This window comes from Afipia massiliensis, from assembly GCF_001006325.2.
GTDB lineage: Bacteria > Pseudomonadota > Alphaproteobacteria > Rhizobiales > Xanthobacteraceae > Afipia > Afipia massiliensis_A.
Map to the genome: position 1 here is coordinate 595,166 of NZ_LBIA02000001.1, position 18,420 is coordinate 613,585.

Below are 18,420 nucleotides of genomic sequence, written 5' to 3' on the forward strand. Positions count from 1 at the left end.
CTGATGCTTTATACCGCGGGCGAAGCGACGCTCAAGCTCGCGATGGCTTTCTGAAGATCACGTTTGTATTGCAGGAAGTCGACGAAAATACCGTGCTCCCCGCGATCCTTGCGCAAAGGTTGCGCGTGAAAGGCGACGATCTTCTCACGGAAGTCCGCCGTCGTATCGGGACTTTCCTTTTGCGCCTTGATGTAGGCAGCAATCAGATCGGTCTGCAACGCGCGGCCCGGCCAGCCGACTCCAGCGCCTTCCAGCAGTCCCGCAACGTAAATGCCATTCGGGCGTGACGGAAAGATGTTGAGGTAGAGTCGGGGCGCGTGCACATCTGGCTGCCAGTTCAGTTCGGTCAGGTCTTCCAAAAACGGAAACGTGATCTCGTAGCCGGTCGCAAGCAGCACCAGATCGACCTGATCTTCCTGTCCGTCATTGAAGACAACCGTGTCGCCGCGAAATTCCTTGATCGGCTTGCGCAACACAACGTCACCCTGCCCCAGGTGCTGCAGCACCAGCGAATTGACGATCGGCGTCTTGTCGTAGAGCCGATGCTCCGGCTTCGGCAGGCCGAACCGCTCGGGCGGTCCCACCATAAAGCGCAGGATCGGCTCGTGCAGCATCGAGCGCAGGCGCTTGGGGATGATGAAACGCCTGGGCTTGTGGTTGCCCTCATCCGCCGGCTTTCCCGCAAGAAATTTCGGCACGAAATGATTGCCGCCGCGCACACTCCACAGCACCTGCTTGGCGCGGTGGATCGCGTCGACAACGATGTCGCAGCCGGTATTGCCCATGCCGACGACCAGCACGCGCTTGCCCTCGAAAATATCGGCGGTCTTGTAGTCCTTCGCGTGCATCAGCTTGCCGCTGAATTCGCCCGGAATTTTCGGCGTCAGAGGATCGCTGAGATGGCCGTTGGCGAAGATCACGCTCTCATAGTCGTCGGTGGTGCCGTCGCTGAGCGTCGCGCGCCAGCTTCCGTCACGCTGCTCGATGGTGCGGACCTCGGTGTTGAAGCGGATCGAGGGATAGAGATCGAAGTGTTTCGCGAACGACTTGAAGTATTCCGACACACGCTCATGGCCCGGATAGGCCGGCCAGTCCTCCGGCATCGGGAAATCCGCATAGGCGGTGGTGCGCTTGGACGAGATCAGATGGGTCGAGGCATAGACAGCGCTGGGTTCAGCGCCGTAAAGCCATTGCCCGCCGACATCGGCGTTTCTCTCCACGGCCTTCACCGGCAAATCGGCCTGCTTGAGACTTCTGACGGCGGCAAGGCCCGCCGGCCCTGCGCCGATAACGAGCGTCGTCATGTCTCGCGCTCCGCCCGGCCGTCGCGATAGCGCTCAAATGTTTCGCGCGCGTTGTAGCGCGGCGTGAATCCGAACTCGGATTTCAGCTTGTCGTTGGCAAGCACAGGCCGGTACTGCACAAATTTGACCGCCCCGGGGCCGAGTTTGGTGATGCGCAGGGATTGCAGCAGCCAAAGCAAAAACTTGAGTGGCCCCGGCGGAATCGCGACATAGAGTTTTCGATTGAGCGCCGCGATCTCGCGCAGGCTCAACACGCCGTCGCCAGCCAGATTGTAGGTGCCGGGCTTCGGATGGCGAACGGCCTGCACCAACGCATCGATCACGTCGCTGTCGGCGATCAGCGAGAACGGCGTCGAGGTCCCGCTGAGACCGAGCACCACCGGCCGCTCGAACATCGCGGTGATCTGATTGTTGGTCGTGGGACCGAGCACCGTGCAGGGTCGGAACACCGTATGCTCCAGGTGCGGATGGAGATCATGCCATTCGACCAGCATTTCCTCGACTTCGCGCTTGTTGCGCGCGTAGGGGAAATCCGCGTTGCCGCGCAGTGGATCATCCTCGCGCAGCGGCACCGGATTGTCGGCGTAATAGCCGTAAGCCGCCCCGCTCGATGTGACGATCAGATGCTCGACCCCGGCGTCAACACAGCATTGCAGCACGTTCTTGGTCCCGAGCACGTCGATTTCCCAGTCGCGCTGCGGATCGCCGCCAACCGCGACAACGGAAGCGAGATGCACCACGGTCTGCGGACGACGGACCTGAAACAGATCCCTGAGCGCCGGGTCGCGCACATCGCCGGTCAAATAAGTAACATTGGGCAAACGCTCGTGAGCGACGACCTCGCGCATATCGAGCGCAATGATCTCCGAGTTTGTATTGGCGCGCGCAAGTTCGGCGATCAGCGACTTGCCGATAAAGCCCGCAGAGCCGGTGACCAGCACGCCGCCGTGCATGGCGTATTGTCCTGCGTGAGCTTCGCTCATTCTGCCGTGTCCGTGCGTGCGACTTGGCTTCCGCCTTGTGGATGCGGATCGCGGCGCTTCCACCACGCCGCCAGCGCCCATCCGGAAATCAGGTGCCAGACGCCCCACCCTGCCGCGACCAGCGCCGCGCCGCCAAGGCCATCGAACTGGTTGAGGATCAGCGCGAGGCCTAAACCCGAATTATGCATGCTGACTTCGATGGTCATCGCGCGGGTGTCGTAATCGCTCAACCGCAACACCTTGGCGGTGCCCCAGCCGAGCCCGATGGCGATGGCGTTGTGAAGCACGACGAACGGCAGGATCGATTGCACGAAGATCGTCAGATAGCGCGCATTGGTGAAGATCGCGCCGCCGATGAACGCGACCAGAAACAGAAACGACAGGATCTGCAGCGGACGGCGCAGCAGATGGCCGAGGCGCGGCCAGTAATGCACCGTCGCAAGACCCAGAGCCATGGGGATGCCGAGGATCGCCATGGTCGAGCCGAGGAACGACAGCGGCTCGATGCTCACCTGTCGCAGCAGTGCCGCGGTGTCGGGATTGAGCGCCGCCCAGAACAGGATGTTGAGCGGCGTCGTGACGATGGCAAGCAGGCTCGACACGCCGGTCATGCTGATCGAGAGCGCGGTGTTGCCCCGCGCCATGTGCGTGATCAGGTTGGAAATGTTTCCGCCCGGACACGCCGCCACCACCATCATGCCGAGCGCGATGCTGGGCTGCGGCTTCAGCAGCATGGTGATCGCCCAGGTCACCGCAGGCAGCACGGCAAGCTGCGCCAGCAGGCCGGACAGCGGCGCGATCGGCCTGCGGAACACTTCGATAAAGTCATCGATCCGCAGATCGAGAGCCACGCCGTAGATGATCAGTGCAAGCACGCCGCCGAGCACGAGCTGCCCGGTCGGATTGATGTTGAGCAGAATGTCGTCGATCGGTGCGCCCGTCATGTGTCCCTCAGCCCCAGACACCGAGGTTAGTTGAGCGGCACACAGGACGCCAGTGTCGCCGGGATGCGATCAGCGTCCGTCATCGCCCCATGGGAGACGGAGCGCATCCGGCCGATGTCGATGCTGCATTGAAGCATTGGCGCAGCAAAAAGGCCCCGCAACGGGGGCCTTTCGCAATCCGGAATTCAAGAAGACTTAGTGTTAGTGGGCGTCGGCCCAGACCTTCTTCTTGGTGAAGTACAGCAGACCCGACAGCACGATCAGGAAGAGCATGACCTGCATGCCGAGGCGCTTGCGAGCCTCCAGATGCGGCTCGGCAGTCCACATCAGGAACGCTGAGATGTCCTTGGCATACTGCTGCACGGTCGCCGGCGAGCCGTCGTCATAGGTCACCTGGCCGTCGCTGAGCGGCTTCGGCATCTTGATCGCGTGGCCGGGGAAGAACTTGTTGTAGTACGACCCTTCGGGCAGCGTGAAGCCGGCAGGCGCCTTGTCCTCGTAACCCTGCATCAGCGCATCGAGGTAGTTCGGGCCCTTCTCCTGGAACTGGATGAAGGCGTCGAAGATGAACTGCGGAAAGCCGCGCTCGTAACCACGGGCTTTGGCGATCAGCGACAGGTCCGGCGGAAAGGCACCGCCGTTCGAGGCGCGCGCCGCTTGCTCGTTCGGATACGGCGACGGGAAGTAATCAGCCGGACGGCCGTTACGCTCGAACATCTCGCCCTTGTCGTCCGGTCCATCCTTGACCTTGTATTCCGACGCGAAGGCAGCCGCCTGCGCAGGCGAATAGCCCGGGCCGCCGGGATCGGCGAGGTTGCGGAACGCCACAAACGATAATCCGTGGCAAGCCGCACAGACTTCCTTGTAAACCTTGAGGCCGCGCTGCAACTGGCCTTGGTCGAACTTGCCGAACGGACCGGCAAACGACCACTTCAGCGACGGCGGCATTGGAGCACCCTCGGCCGCGCGCGCCGTGTCCACGGCGCCCAGCATCAGGGTGCCGCCGACCGCAAGCGCGATCATGGCCGACACCGGCGTCTTGCCGGTTTTGCGCAGCACGTCTTCGGCAATCGAATTCGGCAGCGGACGCGCCTTCTCGATGCGGCTGAGGATCGGCAGCACGATCAGGAAGTAGGCGAAGTAGGCGAACGTCAGGACGCGACCGGCGACGACATAGATGCCTTCCGCAGGCTTGGCGCCCAGCCAACCGAGGCCAAAGCAGACGGCTACGAAGATCCAGAAGAACTGCTTGGCGAGCGGACGATACTTCGACGAGCGCGTCCGGGCCGAGTCGAGCCACGGCAGGAATGCCAGCACGATGATCGCGCTGAACATCGCGATGACGCCGGCGAGCTTGTTCGGGATCGAACGCAGGATCGCGTAGAACGGCAGGTAATACCATTCCGGCACGATGTGCGCGGGCGTCACGGCCGGGTTGGCCGGAATGTAGTTGTCGGGATCGCCCAGATAGTTCGGGATGTAGAACAGGAACCAGGCGAAGAACAGCAGGAAGCAGACCATGCCGAACGCGTCCTTGAGGGTCGCGTATGGCGTGAACGGCACGGTGTCCTTCTCGGTCTTCGGCTCGACGCCAGCCGGGTTGTTCTGACCGGCGACATGCAGCGCCCAGACGTGCAGCACGACGACGCCAGCGATCACGAACGGCAGCAGGTAGTGCAGCGAGAAGAAGCGGTTCAGCGTCGGATTGCCGACCGAGTACCCGCCCCACAGCAGCGTCACGATGCTCTCGCCAAAATACGGAATGGCGGAGAACAGGTTGGTGATGACGGTGGCGCCCCAGAAGCTCATCTGGCCCCACGGCAGCACGTAGCCCATGAAACCGGTTGCCATCATCAGCAGGTAGATGATGACGCCGAGAATCCACAGCACCTCGCGCGGCTCCTTGTATGAGCCGTAATAGAGGCCGCGGAACATATGGATGTATACGGCGATGAAGAACATCGATGCGCCGTTGGAATGCAGGTAGCGCAGCAGCCAGCCGTAGTTGACGTCGCGAACGATCAGTTCGACCGACTTGAAGGCGAAATCGACATGCGGCGTGTAGTGCATCGCCAGGATGACGCCGGTGATGATCTGCACGCCGAGCATCATCGAAAGGATCGCGCCGAACGTCCACCAGTAGTTGAGGTTACGCGGTGTCGGGTAGGCAACGAAGGACGAGTGGATCAGCCCCCCGATCGGGAGACGCCGTTCAACCCATTTCAAGGCTGGGTTTTGCGGGTTGTAGTTCGATGGTCCGCTCATGATGCGATCCTGAAAAAGAAGAAGCGACGCAATCGGGTCAGATTAGGAATCAGCCGATTTTGATTTTGGTGTCGGAGACGAACGAATAAGGCGGCACCGGGAGGTTGGTCGGCGCCGGGCCCGAGCGGATACGGCCCGAGGTGTCGTACTGCGAGCCGTGGCACGGGCAGAAGAAGCCGTCATAGGTGCCTTCGTGGGCAATCGGAATGCAGCCAAGATGCGTGCAGATGCCGACCACGACCAGCCACTGGTCGTGGCCTTCCTTGACGCGCGCCTGGTCGCTCTCCGGATCGGGAAGGCTCGCGGTCGGAACAGCGCGCGCCTCGTCGATCTGCTTCTTGGTGCGGTTCATGATGTAGATCGGCTTGCCGCGCCAGAACACCTTGATGTCCTGTCCGGTGGCGATCGGTGTGAGATCCACTTCGATCGGAGCGCCTGCCGCGATGGTCGAGGCATCCGGGTTCATCTGGGAAATCAGCGGCCAGGCCACTGCCGCCGCACCGACGGCAGCTACGGATCCCGTCGCTACATAGAGAAAATCACGGCGTGTCGCAGCGGCCGATGATGAAGACGTCACGATTGCAAACCCTTTCCGAACTGCAACCGGCTGACCCATCCCCGTACGACGCATCGCATGCGCCGGGAGAGGAAGCCGGTGCCCGCGGGCCCCGCGGTGGCAGAATGACCACTTGTCCTACTCAACCGGGCAGAACATACGATCTAGAATCGATCTATTGGCACCCTTGCCGGGAGAGCGCAAGCCCGCTATCGGCACATTTAGTGCGACGCACTAAAACCGCCCATAGCTGTGATTTTTCTTCACGTTTTCCACCGGGGCCAGAGGCCGTTTTCCGATGCGCGTCGTCCTTTTTCAACCTGACATCCCGCAAAACACCGGGACGATTCTGCGGCTCTGCGCCTGCCTCGGCGTGGAGGCCCACATCATCGAGCCGGCCGGATTTCCCATTTCCGACCGGCATTTCCGCCGCGCCGGAATGGACTACCTCGACCAGGTCACCATCGTGCGCCACGATTCATGGGCTGCCTTCGAGGCCTGGCGCGCCCGGTCCGGCGGCCGGCTGGTTCTTTTTTCGACAAAGGCGGCAACGCCCTATCTCGACCATATCTATCGGGATGACGACATCCTGCTGTTCGGCCGGGAATCCGCCGGCGTCCCGGATGACGTGGTAAACGCGGCCGACGAACGGCTGGTCATCCCGATCGCTTCAGGAATGCGCTCCCTGAACGTCGCCATGACGGTGGCCATGGCGCTCGGTGAAGCGCTCAGACAGACACGCAGCGTGTTTTCGAGCGAAGTGGGCACCGGTTCGCGTTAAGAAAACACGGTAAAGCTAAAAGGAACGGCGAGTTGAGTTACGCGGTCAAGGAAATCTTCCTGACATTGCAAGGCGAAGGCGCCCATGCCGGGCGCACGGCCGTGTTCTGCCGGTTCAGCGGCTGCAACCTGTGGACCGGCCGCGAGCAGGACCGCGCTGACGCCGTATGCAAGTTCTGCGACACCGATTTCGTCGGCATGGACGGTACGCTCGGCGGACGCTACGCGAACGCTGACGACCTCGCCTGCGCCATTGCAGAACAATGGGTGGGCCCGCAGGACCATCGCTATACGGTCCTGACCGGCGGCGAGCCCCTGCTCCAGATCGACCCCGCCCTGATCGATGCGCTGCATGCCCGCGGCTTCACCATCGCGGTCGAGACCAACGGCACCATCGCGGCCCCGCCCGGCCTCGACTGGATCTGCGTCAGCCCGAAGGCCGGATCGGAACTGGTCATCCGCAAGGGGCACGAATTGAAACTGGTCTATCCGCAGGAGGAAAACACTCCGGAGGATTTCGCGGGCCTGGAATTCGAGCGGTTCTCGTTGCAGCCGATGGACGGACCTGACATAGCGCAAAGCACCCAGGCGGCGATCGCGTATTGCCTGCGTCATCCGCAGTGGCGCCTCAGCGTCCAGACGCACAAGACGCTTGGCATCAGATAGAACTGGCATCAGCCAAGACCGGATAGAATCTATGTGGGAATTGACGAAATCGTTCCGTTTCGAGGCCGCGCATTCGCTGCCGGGCACGACGCTGGGCGAAGCCAGCGACGAAATCCACGGCCACTCGTTCCGCGCCGAGATCAGCATCCGCGGCACGCCAGACCCCGCCACCGGGATGGTGATGGATCTGGGCGTGCTCGAGCAATCGATGGCCGACGTGCAAAAAATGCTCGACCACAAACTGCTGAACAAGGTCGAAGCGCTGGGCGCGCCGACGCTGGAAAACCTCACGCGCTTCATCTGGGACCGGGTCCAGCACGCGGGCAAGGTCACCCGCGTCAGCGTTCATCGCGACAGTTGCAACGAAAGCTGCACTTATTACGGCCCGCAGGGCTAGCCGGAGACGTCCATTGGAAAAGCCCGTCACCACGATCGAGCAACGCAAACAGCAGGCGCGGATGTGGTTCGAGCGACTGCGCGACGACATTTGCCTCGCGCTGGAAAAACTAGAGGCAGACGCGCCGAGTATGCTTTATCCCGGCGATGCCGGGCGTTTCGTGCGCACGCCGTGGAATCGCACCGACCACTCGGGAAAGCCCGGCGGCGGCGGCGTGATGTCGGTGCTGCGCGGTCGGCTGTTCGAGAAGGCCGGCGTGCATTGCTCGACCGTGCACGGCGAATTCGCACCGGAATTCCGCGCACAGATTCCCGGCGCCGCGGACGATCCGCGGTTCTGGGCCTCCGGCGTTTCGCTGATCATTCATCCGCGCAATCCGAACGTTCCCGCGGTCCACATGAACACGCGTTTCGTGGTCACGACCAAGGCATGGTTCGGCGGCGGCGCGGACCTGACCCCGGTGCTCGACCGGCGGCGGACGCAGGACGACCCCGACACGGTCGCCTTTCATGCGGCGATGAAGGCAGCCTGCGATGCCCATGCGGCGGTCGCGCCCTACGAGAAGTACAAAACCTGGTGCGACGAGTATTTCTACCTGCCCCACCGCAAGGAGGCCCGAGGCATCGGCGGCATCTTCTACGACTGGCTCGATTCGGGGGACTGGGACGCCGACCTGGCTTTCACCCAGCACGTCGGCCGGACCTTTGCCGGGATCTACCCGGAGCTGGTGCGGCGGAATTTCAAGGACGCCTGGACCGACGAGGACCGCCAGGAGCAACTGGTCCGCCGGGGCCGCTATGTCGAATTCAACCTGCTCTATGATCGGGGAACGATTTTCGGGCTGAAAACAGGCGGAAATGTCGATTCGATCCTGTCGTCGATGCCGCCCGAGGTGAAGTGGCCGTAACGGCTCCCGCGACAGGCAAAAGTTCAGAAAAGCTTAATAAAAGAGCACTTTCTGAGCGATTTTGACGTGTCACCTAGACAACACACTCGCCAAAGAACAGCACCCAAAGCCCCCGAAGCCAGTGGAACGCATTGAGCCGGTAACATCCCGCCGGTATTGCTATGGTCATAGGCGTGGCAGAATCGTGCTGCCATCGACAAGTTATACAGGGGCTCACATGCGCAAGATTGCTGTTCTTCTTCTCGCTGCCGCAGGCGTTAGCCTGGCAGGCGCGGCTTCCGCAGCCGATCTCGGCACCGCACCGATCTATCGCAAGGCACCTCCCGTGCAGGTCTTCACCTGGACCGGCGGTTACATCGGCGGTTACATCGGCGGCGCATTCGGTGCCAACGACGTCGTCACGGGCGTTCCGGTTGATGGGGCTGGCTTGCCAATCTTCGCGGGCGCTCCAGCGTCGTACGGCTACGGCTCAAGCGTGATCGGCGGCTACACCAGCGGCTACAACTACCAGTTCGCCCCGAACTGGGTGATCGGTTACGAAGGTGAAACCGGCTACATCGGCCTCAAGGGCTCGTCCGCCTATGCCGGATCGGCGACCTCGATTGCGACGACTCGCGCCGAAGGCCTCTACAGCGTCTGGGCTGCCCGCTTCGGTTACGCATTCGACCGCTCGCTGATCTACGTCAAGGGCGGCGCGGCTCTGGTCGATTTCGAGACCGGTGTGTCCAACGGAACCCCTGGCACGCACATCGACACCATGCACACCAAGTATCGCCTCGGTTACGCGATCGGCGGCGGCTGGGAGTATGCCTTCGACAACAAGTGGAGCGTGAAGGCCGAATACCTCTACATGGGCTTCGACAACAACATCACCACCACGGGCAACCTCAACGGCAATGGCGGCACGCAGGTCTGGACCACGACCAGCCTCCCCGGCATTCACACCGCCAAGGTCGGTCTGAACTACAAGTTCGACATGCTCGGGTACGTCCTCGGCATCGTTCGCTAACCGCCGACAGTTCTCTAAACGTCAAAGCCCCGGACATGGTCCGGGGCTTTTTCTGTTTGTCGCAAATCCTATCAACGACCCTTTGTCGCCGTGTCATGACCCGCGGCTAGGCTGCAGGCTCCTCACATCACCAAGGAGCCGATCATGAGACTAAAAGCAGGCGACGTCGTTGTTCTTAAATCCGGTGGTCAGGCGATGACTGTCGCCGAGGTCACCGACGAGACGGTCGAGTGCATCTGGCTCGGCGAAGAAGGCGACCTGTTCCGCGAAAAGCTTCCGCCGTCCGTTCTCGAACTCGCTCACATCGACCTGTCGGACGATGAGGACGAACACGACGAAGACGAAGGCAGCGAAGAAGACGAGAGCGAAAGCGAAGACCAGCACGCGAAGAAGACGGCGGAAGTCGCCTGAAGGCGACAGCGCATACTTCTTCACCTCTCCCCGTTCTGACGAGGAGAGGTCAAACAAGCACGATCAAAGCCGGTGATCCCGCGTGAATCGCGCGACGGTGTCATCGGCGATGGTTGTCAGCGCCGCTGCATCGAGCGGAAACTGCATCGCCAGCCACGCATCCTCGGCCAGCGTCAGCACGTGGCCGAGCGCCGGACCTTCCGCGAAGCCACGCGCAATGAAGTCCGCCGCCTTGAGCGGGAAAACCGGAGCCGTCCAGCGCTGCGGCAACGTCACGAGATCACGCCACTGCGGTGAGTTGAAACCCTGCCCCGCCCGCGACCATGCCAGCATGATCCGGTCGAGATAGCGCGGCGCACCCAGCCGGTACAACCTGCGCTGCGCCGTCGCCTCGTCCATGCCGGCCGCCCGCCACCAGCGATGCCCCATCGAATCGAGGCGCTTGGTTTCGGCATTGGACAGCCGCCAGCGCAGCGACAGGCGCTTCGCATCTTCGGTGACCGCGACCCCCAATGCGCCAAGGCGGAGCGTTGCGTCCGGTCCAATCCCCAGCTCGCGCTCGGCGGCGATCATGTTGGCGAGGGCGCCGTGATAGACCACGCCCGCCGTCAGCCGCAGCAGCAGTCCCGCGTCGTCCATCGCCACCAGCGCCGGTGCCGCGCCCTTCGCGACCATCAGCTTGAGCATTTCAATCCGGATGCGCTCGGCGGACAGACCTGACAGGCCGTCGCGTCCGGCGATGCAGGCCTCATACCCGGCAGGGTCCGGCGCACCCTCGCCATAGGCCGCGTGAATCCGGAAGAATCGCAGGATGCGCAGGTAATCCTCGGCAATGCGCTGCGCGGGCTCGCCGATGAAGCGCACGCGGCGGGCTTTGATGTCCGCCAGCCCGCCAATTTCGTCGTGAACAACACCATCCGGCGTCACCGACAAGCCGTTGATCGTGAAGTCACGGCGCATTGCGTCGCGCCTCCAGTCGCGGCCGAAGGCCACCTTGGCCTTGCGCCCGAAGGTCTCGATGTCCTCGCGCAGCGTGGTCACTTCGAACGGCTGGCCCTCGATCACCAGCGTGACTGTGCCGTGCTCGACGCCGGTCGGCACCGACTTGATATGCGCGAGCTTGGCGCGGCGGATCACTTCGTCCGGCAGCGCCGTGGTCGCAATATCGATATCGCCAACGGGAAGATCGAGCAGCGCATTGCGCACCGCGCCGCCCGCCACCCTCGCTTCCTCGCCGTCCGCATTGAGCAAGGTCAGCACCCGCGCCGTCGCGCCAGCCTTCAACCAGGGGGCGTCGCGCAGCGAACGCGGAGCGCTCATTTCTCGGACCCCCGGATCAGCTTGCCGTCCTCAACCCGCGCGGGCGTATAGGTCGAGCCGGGAGGCGCGCCGGAGAAATGCGCCAGCAACACCAGACTGACGATCACAAGCACAAACGCCGCCACCGCCAGCTTGCCGACGACATGGAGTGGCCACGATGACTTGACCCAGACGCCCGAGCGGCTTGCCAGAAGGAACGCCGCATAGACCGCAAATGGAATGAGGAAGATTGCGATCTCGGTGAGGACGGGACGGATCATGAAAGACAGATCCGTTCATACATCGCGCGCAGCATGCCCGCAGTCGCACCCCAGATGTAATGCGTCTCGAACGGCATCTCATAAAACGAGCGCTGCATGCCGCGGAATTCCTTGCTGCCGAGCTTGTGATTGACCGGGTCCATCAGGAACGCCAGCGGCACCTCGAATGCGGCATCGACTTCATTGGCGTTGATCGTGAGTTCGAAGCCCGGCCGGACACGCGCCAGCGTCGGCAGAATCCGAAATCCGAAGCCGGTTGCATACACATCGAGGTAACCGATCGGTTCGACGAAATCCCGCTTGAGCCCGATCTCCTCGTCGGCTTCGCGCAGCGCCGCATCCATCGGCGAGGCATCCGTCGGATCGATCTTGCCGCCGGGAAACGATATCTGTCCGGCGTGCTCGTTGAGATGTTCGGCGCGCTTGGTCAGCAGCACCATCGGCACATCGCGCTCCACGATCGGAACGAGAACCGCCGCCGGACGCACCGGACGCTCCTTCGCGATGATCTGCAGCATCGCATCAGTGCCGAAATCGCCGGTCGGCGCCAGCACGGCGGCGTCGGTCAATCCAGGCGGCACATCGAAATTCAGGCGTTCTCGCGACCGGCGAAAGAATTCGCCGGACGTGATCTCGGCCGCTGCCGCGATGTTGTCAGGTACCGCGTCCCTCAAAACAGTCTTCGTCAACCCAAATCCTCTTTCGTCAAACAGGGTCGCGCGCCTGCGCGGCGTCCGCCATCGAGAAGAACTCGCCGCCCGACGTGACCCCGAACATCTCGTGGCCATCGACGGTGCGAATTTCACCCATCTCGACCAGATCATAATAGAGCGCGCGTGTGACTTTTGCCCACAAATCCGCACGCACATGGAGGTATGGCGTTAGCCCACCGTCGGCCGCGGCTTCGAACCGCAGCCTGTGGGCGCCATCGCATGGCACCCATTCGTCGACATTGGTGCGGAAACTCAACACCCGCGCCGCACCATCACCGTCTTGCTCCATCTCAACAGCGAGAAACGGCGCGTCATCGACGCGGATACCAACCTTCTCCACCGGCGTGACCAGAAAATACTTGCCGTCTTCGCGCTTGAGGATTGTGGAAAACAGCTTCACCAGCGCCGGCCGCCCGATCGGTGTCCCAAGATAGAACCATGTGCCGTCGTTCGCGATCCGCATGTCGAGATCGCCGCAGAACGGCGGATTCCACAAATGGACCGGCGGCAGACCTTTTGTCGCAGCACCGCGCGCAGCATGAGTCAGCCCGTCCAGACGCTGAACCGGATTCGGCTCCTGTTTCTGCCCTTGGTTCGCCATTGTTTGCCCTGACCGTTGACGCTTCTGTTTGGCACGAATGGTGCACAACAAGAAGCCGAGAGACCGCTGATCGAGAACGGATGAACGACCAACAAATCACCCCGGCGCCCGGCGCGATTACTCGCCACATCGTGATGAGTTTCAAGCCCCCTAGCCGCTAATGTGGGGACAGCTAGTGTGGTGGTTCGCAAGTCCGCATCATTTATCCGGGGGCATCTCATCTGCGGACTTGCGAACTAAAACCACACTAGAATTAGTTGTTCTAGTGTCCTTCCGAATCCGAAGTTCGCTTCGGAACGTGCTGCAAGGAAAGCGAACTTCGGATTCGGGACACTAGATGGGTGAATACATAAGAGAATACATGGCCTTTGCACGGGTTTAGCATAGGCCTGCGGTCTGAAGTCCGGGCTTTGAGTCCCGCGGAACCCGAAAACGGAATCGTGCGGTCCACGCAAGGAGCGATGAATATGGCTGGCGCAGAAGGTGTCGAGAAACTGGAAGACGTGATCGTGCGCTCGGCCGAGCAGATCGCGGGGAACATCCGCACCGCCCGGGAGGCGGTTTCAACCGTCATCTTCGGGCAGGAACGCGTCGTCGAAAATGCGCTGGTCACGATCCTGTCGGGTGGACACGCATTGCTGATCGGCGTTCCGGGTCTGGCGAAAACCAAACTCGTGGAAACGCTCGGCATCACGCTCGGCCTCGATGCCAAGCGCGTGCAGTTCACGCCGGACCTGATGCCGTCGGATATTCTCGGAGCTGAAGTGCTGGATGAAAGCGTCAGCGGCAAGCGCTCATTCCGCTTCATCGCGGGGCCGGTGTTCGCACAACTCCTGATGGCAGACGAAATCAACCGCGCCAGCCCGCGCACGCAGTCTGCGTTGCTGCAGGCGATGCAGGAGCAGCACATCACCGTCGCCGGCGCACGCCACGATCTGCCGAAGCCGTTCCATGTGCTCGCCACGCAGAATCCGCTGGAGCAGGAAGGCACCTATCCGCTGCCGGAGGCTCAGCTCGACCGCTTCCTGATGGAAATCGACGTCGAATATCCGGACCGCGACGCCGAGCGCAAAATCCTGTTCGACACCACCGGTGCGGACCAGTCGGTCGCGAAAGTGGCGATGACCGCCGAAACGCTGCTCACCGCACAGCGGCTGGTGCGGCGTCTGCCGGTGGGCGATTCCGTGGTCGAGGCAATTCTGTCGCTCGTCAGGTCCGCGCGTCCGGGTGAGGACAGCGGCGAGATCGGCAAGTCGATCGCGTGGGGACCGGGACCGCGCGCCAGCCAGGCGCTGATGCTCGCGGTTCGCGCGCGGGCGCTGCTCGACGGGCGGCTCGCGCCGTCGATCGACGACGTGCTGGATCTCGCGGAGCCCGTTCTCAAGCACCGCATGGCGCTGACGTTCTCGGCGCGCGCGGAGGGCCGCACCATTCCCGACATCATCAAGCAACTCAAATCACGGATCGGCTGATGGCAGCACGGCCGCAACCCGCACTTCAGGAGATCGAAGCAGTCCGGCGTGCCGATGGTGAAAGCCGTTCGCTCGCCGCGTCGCTGCCGCGTCTCGTGCTGGAAGCGCGGCGCATCTCGGCCAACGTGATCCACGGCCTGCACGGGCGGCGGCGCGCCGGCACCGGCGAAAACTTCTGGCAATATCGCCGCTTCGTTTCCGGCGAAGCCGCGCAGAATGTCGACTGGCGGCGTTCGGCGCGCGACGATCATCTCTACGTCCGCGAGCAGGAATGGGAGGCCGCGCACACCGTGTGGCTGTGGCCGGATCGCTCCAAATCGATGGCGTTCGCCTCGAAGACTGCGCGCGACAGCAAGCTTGAGCGCGCGCTTGTGGTGACGTTCGCGCTGGCCGACCTGCTGGTGGCCGGCGGCGAGCGCGTCGGCATTCCCGGCCTGATGAATCCGAGTTCGAGCAGCAACATCGTCGACAAGATGGCGCAGGCGATCCTGCACGACACGCTCACGCGGTCGAGCCTGCCGCCGTCCTTCGTACCGTCGGCGCTGTCGGAAGTCGTGGTGCTGTCCGATTTCTGGTCGCCCATCGGCGAGATCCACGCCATGCTCGCCGGGCTCTCGTCATCGGGCGCACACGGCACGCTGTTGCAGGTCGTCGATCCCGCCGAGGAAACGTTCCCCTATTCGGGCCGCGTTGAATTCGTCGAGCCCGAAGGCGGCGACGTCATCACCGCCGGACGCGCCGAAACCTGGGCGAAGGATTACATCGCGCGCGTTGCCGCGCATCGCGCCGCCATCCGCGAGGAAACCAACAAGCTCAGTTGGCTGTTCTCGACCCACACCACCGATCGCTCCGCCGCCGAACTGCTGCTGTATCTGCACAGCGGCATGATGGTCGCCAAAGGCAGCGCAGGCCGCGTCGCCGTGACAGCGGGGCGCAGCTCATGATGGGCCTGCCGCTCTCGTTCGCCGAACCATGGCTGCTGATGGGGCTGCTGAGCCTGCCGGCGCTGTGGTGGCTGCTGCGCGTGATGCCGCCGCGCCCGCGCCGCGTCGATTTTCCGCCGACGCGCCTGCTGTTCGACATCGCACCGAAGGAAGAAACGCCGTCGCGCTCGCCGTGGTGGCTAACGCTATTGCGCCTGCTCGCCGCAGCGCTCGTCATTCTCGCAGCCGCCGGTCCGATCTGGAATCCGAGCGAGGGCGTGACGCGCTCCAGCGCGCCGCTGGTGCTGTTGCTTGATGACGGCTGGAGCGCTGCGTCCAACTGGGACGCCCGCATCAAGACCGCCGACGATCTGATTTCCAATGCGGAGGCCGACCGGCGCGCTGTCGCGCTCGTTCCGCTGTCGGACTCGACCCGCGATATCACGCTGATTCCTGCGGGCACCGCGCGCGTGACACTGCGCCAGCTTACGCCGAAGCCCTACTCGGTCGAGCGGGTCGAGACGCTGCCCGCGCTGACGCGCTTCCTCGCCAAGACCGGCGACGGCGAAATCGTCTGGCTCAGCGACGGCATCGATACCGGACGCGGCAGCGAGTTCACCGAAGGCCTGGCGAAAACGATTCAGGATCGCACGCTGACGATTTTCGAAGGCGGCACTCCGCCAGCGCATGCGCTGGTCGCGGCGGAAAATGCAGCGGCAAAGATGACGGTGAAGGTGCTGCGCGCCAATGGCGGCGGCGGTGACACCGGACTTGTCCGCGCGCTGGATCAGAAGGGCTCTCCGATCGGCGAGGCGAAATTTGCCTTCGGTTCCCAGGATCGCGAAACCGAGGCGAGCTTCGACCTGCCGGTGGAACTGCGCAACGACATCACGCGCCTCGAAGTTTCCGGCGAGCGCTCGGCCGGCGCGGTGCAACTGCTCGACAAACGCTGGCGCCGCCGCGCCATCGGCATCGTCTCGGGCGCAACCAGCGACACGGCACAGCCGCTGCTGGCCTCGACATTCTATCTGGCACGCGCGCTGGCGCCGTTCGCCGACGTGCGGCTTGGCGAACGCGGCTCGCCCGCAGTGGCGATTGGACAGTTTCTCGACCAGAAGCTGCCGATGATCGTGCTTGCCGACGTCGGCACCTTGTCGCCTGAGATCCGCGACCGGCTCAACACATGGATCAGGCAGGGCGGCGTGCTGGTTCGCTTCGCCGGGCCGCGCCTTGCCGCAGGCGACGACGATCTCGTGCCGGTGAGACTGCGGCGTGGTGGACGCAGCTTGGGGGGCAGCCTTACCTGGGAGAAGCCGCAGCCGCTGGCATCATTCACCGCCGACGGACCGTTCGCTGGCCTTGTCGTTCCGAAAGACATCACCGTGACGCGTCAGGTGCTGGCCGAACCCGATCCGGGGCTCGCCGCGCGAAGCTGGGCCTCGCTCGCCGACGGCACGCCGCTGGTGACCGGCGAACACCGTGACAAAGGCCTGATCGCGCTGTTCCATATCAGCGCCGATATGCGCTGGTCGGACCTGCCGCTCTCTGGCACCTTCGTCGAGATGCTGCGGCGAATCGTCGATATGTCCGGCTATACGGCCAACATAGGCGCGGGTGTCGCCACTGAAGCCGGAGCGGAAACGGTTGCGCCGATCCGCACCCTCGACGGCTTCGGCGCGTTCGGACCACCGCCTTCCACTGCGAAGCCGTTGCGCGCGGACTACCGCGACCGCGCCACGCCCGATCATCCGCCCGGTCTTTACGGCCCTGCAGACGGCCCGCTTGCGGTGAACGCGCTCGCTGCCGCGGACAGGCTCGCGCCGCTCGATACCTCTGCGTTGAAGGCGCGGCGCGCGACCTACACCAACGCCGAGCCGCGTGAACTGCGCGGCATCCTGCTCTCGACTGCGCTGGCGCTGTTCCTGATCGACGCGATCATCGTCGCTATTCTGGGCGGCGGCCTCACGGCCCTGCTGCGGCGGCGGACGGCGACGGCAGCGCTCGCCGCCGCATTCGCGCTGGCATCTGTGACTGGCCTCCCCTCGCCGTCTTACGCGCAGGCCCCGAAGACTCCGCCGAGGAGCGCGCCTGCCAAGCCCCCTGCAAGCAACCCCGCCAGTGACGACTTCGCCATCAAGGCAGTTTCACAGACGCGCCTCGCCTATGTCGTCACCGGCAACGCCGACGTGGATTCCATCGTCAAGGCCGGACTTTCCGGGCTGACACTGTTTCTCGCGCAACGCACCGCGCTGGAAGCCGGCGAGCCTGTCGGCGTCGATCCGGCGCGCGACGAACTCGCCTTCTTCCCGCTGGTGTACTGGCCCGTGATCACCGGCACACCGAAGCCGTCGCAGGACGCCATCAACAAGCTCGACGCCTACATGAAACAGGGCGGCACGGTGCTGTTCGACACCCGCGATGCGATCGAAGCGCCACCGGGTCCGGGCGGTGAATCGCAAACCCCCGGCATGCTGACGCTGCGCGAGATTTTGTCCTCGCTTGATATTCCCGAGCTTGAGCCGGTGCCGCGCGAACACGTGCTGACCAAAACATTCTACCTGCTGCGCGACTTCCCGGGCCGTTTCAACTCGGGGCAGACCTGGGTCGAAACACTGCCGCGCGTCGACGACGAGGATGCAGCCGACCGGCCCGCACGCGGCGGCGACGGGGTCTCGCCGATCATCATCACCTCGAACGATCTTGCCGGCGCTTGGGCGATGCGGACCGACGGCCAGCCCATGCTGCCGCTGACGCCGGGCGATCCGCGCCAGCGCGAAATGGCCTTCCGTTCCGGCGTCAACATCGTGATGTACACCCTGACCGGCAACTACAAGGCCGACCAGGTCCACGCGCCCGCTCTCATTGAACGGCTGGGGCAATGAGCATGAGCATTGCACCTTCAAACAATA

The 18,420-nt window shown here is 63.4% G+C and carries 18 protein-coding genes; 9 read left to right on the forward strand and 9 right to left on the reverse strand.

Annotation, left to right across the window (positions count from 1 at the left end; genetic code table 11):
* Positions 1-8: 8 nt before the first annotated feature.
* The 5 genes from YH63_RS02685 to petA all read right to left on the reverse strand — a co-directional run bounded on the left by YH63_RS02685 (position 9) and on the right by petA (position 6,112).
* Entirely contained in the window at positions 9-1,304 is a 1,296-nt protein-coding gene (locus YH63_RS02685; RefSeq protein ID WP_046828936.1) for a flavin-containing monooxygenase, read from the reverse strand.
* Positions 1,301-2,287 carry an SDR family oxidoreductase gene (locus tag YH63_RS02690; RefSeq protein WP_046828935.1) on the reverse strand — a complete coding sequence of 329 codons (987 nt, stop codon included), beginning with the start codon at positions 2,285-2,287 and terminating at the stop codon, positions 1,301-1,303. Before YH63_RS02690 ends, YH63_RS02685 begins: the two co-directional genes overlap by 4 nt.
* A complete protein-coding gene (locus YH63_RS02695; RefSeq protein WP_046828934.1) occupies positions 2,284-3,231 on the reverse strand; it encodes a bile acid:sodium symporter family protein in 948 nt (315 codons plus the stop codon). The genes YH63_RS02690 and YH63_RS02695 overlap by 4 nt, the downstream gene beginning before the upstream one ends.
* A 201-nt stretch (positions 3,232-3,432) precedes the next feature.
* Positions 3,433-5,496 carry a cytochrome c1 gene (locus tag YH63_RS02700; RefSeq protein WP_046828933.1) on the reverse strand — a complete coding sequence of 688 codons (2,064 nt, stop codon included), beginning with the start codon at positions 5,494-5,496 and terminating at the stop codon, positions 3,433-3,435.
* A gap of 49 nt (positions 5,497-5,545) precedes the next feature.
* Positions 5,546-6,112 carry a ubiquinol-cytochrome c reductase iron-sulfur subunit gene (petA, locus tag YH63_RS02705; RefSeq protein WP_046828932.1) on the reverse strand — a complete coding sequence of 189 codons (567 nt, stop codon included), beginning with the start codon at positions 6,110-6,112 and terminating at the stop codon, positions 5,546-5,548.
* A gap of 238 nt (positions 6,113-6,350) precedes the next feature.
* On the opposite strand from petA, the gene YH63_RS02710 reads away from it, so the two are divergent.
* The 6 genes from YH63_RS02710 to YH63_RS02735 all read left to right on the forward strand — a co-directional run bounded on the left by YH63_RS02710 (position 6,351) and on the right by YH63_RS02735 (position 10,222).
* Positions 6,351-6,833 carry a tRNA (cytidine(34)-2'-O)-methyltransferase gene (locus tag YH63_RS02710; RefSeq protein WP_046828931.1) on the forward strand — a complete coding sequence of 161 codons (483 nt, stop codon included), beginning with the start codon at positions 6,351-6,353 and terminating at the stop codon, positions 6,831-6,833.
* Between the two features lie 32 nt (positions 6,834-6,865).
* The gene (queE, locus tag YH63_RS02715; protein WP_046828930.1) at positions 6,866-7,498 is read left to right on the forward strand and encodes a 7-carboxy-7-deazaguanine synthase; all 633 of its coding nucleotides are present in this window, start codon (positions 6,866-6,868) and stop codon (positions 7,496-7,498) included.
* A gap of 31 nt (positions 7,499-7,529) precedes the next feature.
* Complete coding sequence (locus YH63_RS02720; RefSeq protein ID WP_046828929.1) at positions 7,530-7,895, forward strand: 6-pyruvoyl trahydropterin synthase family protein; 366 nt, start codon at positions 7,530-7,532, stop codon at positions 7,893-7,895.
* Between the two features lie 13 nt (positions 7,896-7,908).
* Positions 7,909-8,802 (forward strand): oxygen-dependent coproporphyrinogen oxidase, encoded by an 894-nt coding sequence (gene hemF, locus YH63_RS02725; RefSeq protein ID WP_046828928.1) that lies wholly within the window; start codon positions 7,909-7,911, stop codon positions 8,800-8,802.
* Between the two features lie 217 nt (positions 8,803-9,019).
* Positions 9,020-9,811, forward strand: coding sequence for an outer membrane protein (locus YH63_RS02730; protein WP_046828927.1), 792 nt, complete (start codon positions 9,020-9,022; stop codon positions 9,809-9,811).
* A 144-nt stretch (positions 9,812-9,955) separates the two neighbouring features.
* On the forward strand, positions 9,956-10,222 hold the full coding sequence (locus tag YH63_RS02735; protein ID WP_046828926.1) for a YodC family protein: 267 nt from the start codon (positions 9,956-9,958) through the stop codon (positions 10,220-10,222).
* Between the two features lie 63 nt (positions 10,223-10,285).
* Here YH63_RS02735 and YH63_RS02740 read toward each other — a convergent pair whose 3' ends face one another.
* Genes YH63_RS02740 through YH63_RS02755 form a run of 4 tightly spaced genes read right to left on the reverse strand, consistent with a single transcriptional unit; the run spans position 10,286 to position 13,116 of the window.
* On the reverse strand, positions 10,286-11,542 hold the full coding sequence (locus YH63_RS02740) for a CCA tRNA nucleotidyltransferase (protein ID WP_046828925.1): 1,257 nt from the start codon (positions 11,540-11,542) through the stop codon (positions 10,286-10,288).
* Positions 11,539-11,802, reverse strand: a complete 264-nt coding sequence (locus YH63_RS02745; protein WP_046828924.1) for a DUF6111 family protein — start codon at positions 11,800-11,802, stop codon at positions 11,539-11,541. The genes YH63_RS02740 and YH63_RS02745 overlap by 4 nt, the downstream gene beginning before the upstream one ends.
* Positions 11,799-12,491, reverse strand: a complete 693-nt coding sequence (locus tag YH63_RS02750) for a CoA pyrophosphatase (RefSeq protein WP_046828923.1) — start codon at positions 12,489-12,491, stop codon at positions 11,799-11,801. Before YH63_RS02750 ends, YH63_RS02745 begins: the two co-directional genes overlap by 4 nt.
* A 16-nt stretch (positions 12,492-12,507) precedes the next feature.
* The gene (locus YH63_RS02755; RefSeq protein WP_046828922.1) at positions 12,508-13,116 is read right to left on the reverse strand and encodes a DUF1285 domain-containing protein; all 609 of its coding nucleotides are present in this window, start codon (positions 13,114-13,116) and stop codon (positions 12,508-12,510) included.
* 467 nt (positions 13,117-13,583) lie between these two features.
* Here YH63_RS02755 and YH63_RS02760 point away from each other — a divergent pair, with 467 nt between their 5' ends.
* The 3 genes from YH63_RS02760 to YH63_RS02770 are packed head-to-tail and all read left to right on the forward strand — an operon-like array spanning position 13,584 to position 18,393.
* A complete protein-coding gene (locus tag YH63_RS02760; RefSeq protein ID WP_046829808.1) occupies positions 13,584-14,588 on the forward strand; it encodes an AAA family ATPase in 1,005 nt (334 codons plus the stop codon).
* The gene (locus tag YH63_RS02765) at positions 14,588-15,532 is read left to right on the forward strand and encodes a DUF58 domain-containing protein (RefSeq protein WP_046828921.1); all 945 of its coding nucleotides are present in this window, start codon (positions 14,588-14,590) and stop codon (positions 15,530-15,532) included. The genes YH63_RS02760 and YH63_RS02765 overlap by 1 nt, the downstream gene beginning before the upstream one ends.
* The gene (locus tag YH63_RS02770) at positions 15,529-18,393 is read left to right on the forward strand and encodes a DUF4159 domain-containing protein (protein WP_046828920.1); all 2,865 of its coding nucleotides are present in this window, start codon (positions 15,529-15,531) and stop codon (positions 18,391-18,393) included. Before YH63_RS02765 ends, YH63_RS02770 begins: the two co-directional genes overlap by 4 nt.
* Positions 18,394-18,420: the final 27 nt, after the last annotated feature.

Bases quoted from the DNA above. Each gene is read 5' to 3' on its own strand.
- YH63_RS02685 (WP_046828936.1), bottom strand. From the start codon at position 1,304: ATGACGACGCTCGTTATCGGCGCAGGGCCGGCGGGCCTTGCCGCCGTC.
- YH63_RS02690 (WP_046828935.1), bottom strand. From the start codon at position 2,287: ATGAGCGAAGCTCACGCAGGACAATACGCCATGCACGGCGGCGTGCTG.
- YH63_RS02695 (WP_046828934.1), bottom strand. From the start codon at position 3,231: ATGACGGGCGCACCGATCGACGACATTCTGCTCAACATCAATCCGACC.
- YH63_RS02700 (WP_046828933.1), bottom strand. From the start codon at position 5,496: ATGAGCGGACCATCGAACTACAACCCGCAAAACCCAGCCTTGAAATGG.
- petA (WP_046828932.1), bottom strand. From the start codon at position 6,112: ATGGGTCAGCCGGTTGCAGTTCGGAAAGGGTTTGCAATCGTGACGTCT.
- YH63_RS02710 (WP_046828931.1), top strand. From the start codon at position 6,351: ATGCGCGTCGTCCTTTTTCAACCTGACATCCCGCAAAACACCGGGACG.
- YH63_RS02720 (WP_046828929.1), top strand. From the start codon at position 7,530: ATGTGGGAATTGACGAAATCGTTCCGTTTCGAGGCCGCGCATTCGCTG.
- YH63_RS02730 (WP_046828927.1), top strand. From the start codon at position 9,020: ATGCGCAAGATTGCTGTTCTTCTTCTCGCTGCCGCAGGCGTTAGCCTG.
- YH63_RS02735 (WP_046828926.1), top strand. From the start codon at position 9,956: ATGAGACTAAAAGCAGGCGACGTCGTTGTTCTTAAATCCGGTGGTCAG.
- YH63_RS02740 (WP_046828925.1), bottom strand. From the start codon at position 11,542: ATGAGCGCTCCGCGTTCGCTGCGCGACGCCCCCTGGTTGAAGGCTGGC.
- YH63_RS02745 (WP_046828924.1), bottom strand. From the start codon at position 11,802: ATGATCCGTCCCGTCCTCACCGAGATCGCAATCTTCCTCATTCCATTT.
- YH63_RS02755 (WP_046828922.1), bottom strand. From the start codon at position 13,116: ATGGCGAACCAAGGGCAGAAACAGGAGCCGAATCCGGTTCAGCGTCTG.
- YH63_RS02760 (WP_046829808.1), top strand. From the start codon at position 13,584: ATGGCTGGCGCAGAAGGTGTCGAGAAACTGGAAGACGTGATCGTGCGC.
- YH63_RS02765 (WP_046828921.1), top strand. From the start codon at position 14,588: ATGGCAGCACGGCCGCAACCCGCACTTCAGGAGATCGAAGCAGTCCGG.
- YH63_RS02770 (WP_046828920.1), top strand. From the start codon at position 15,529: ATGATGGGCCTGCCGCTCTCGTTCGCCGAACCATGGCTGCTGATGGGG.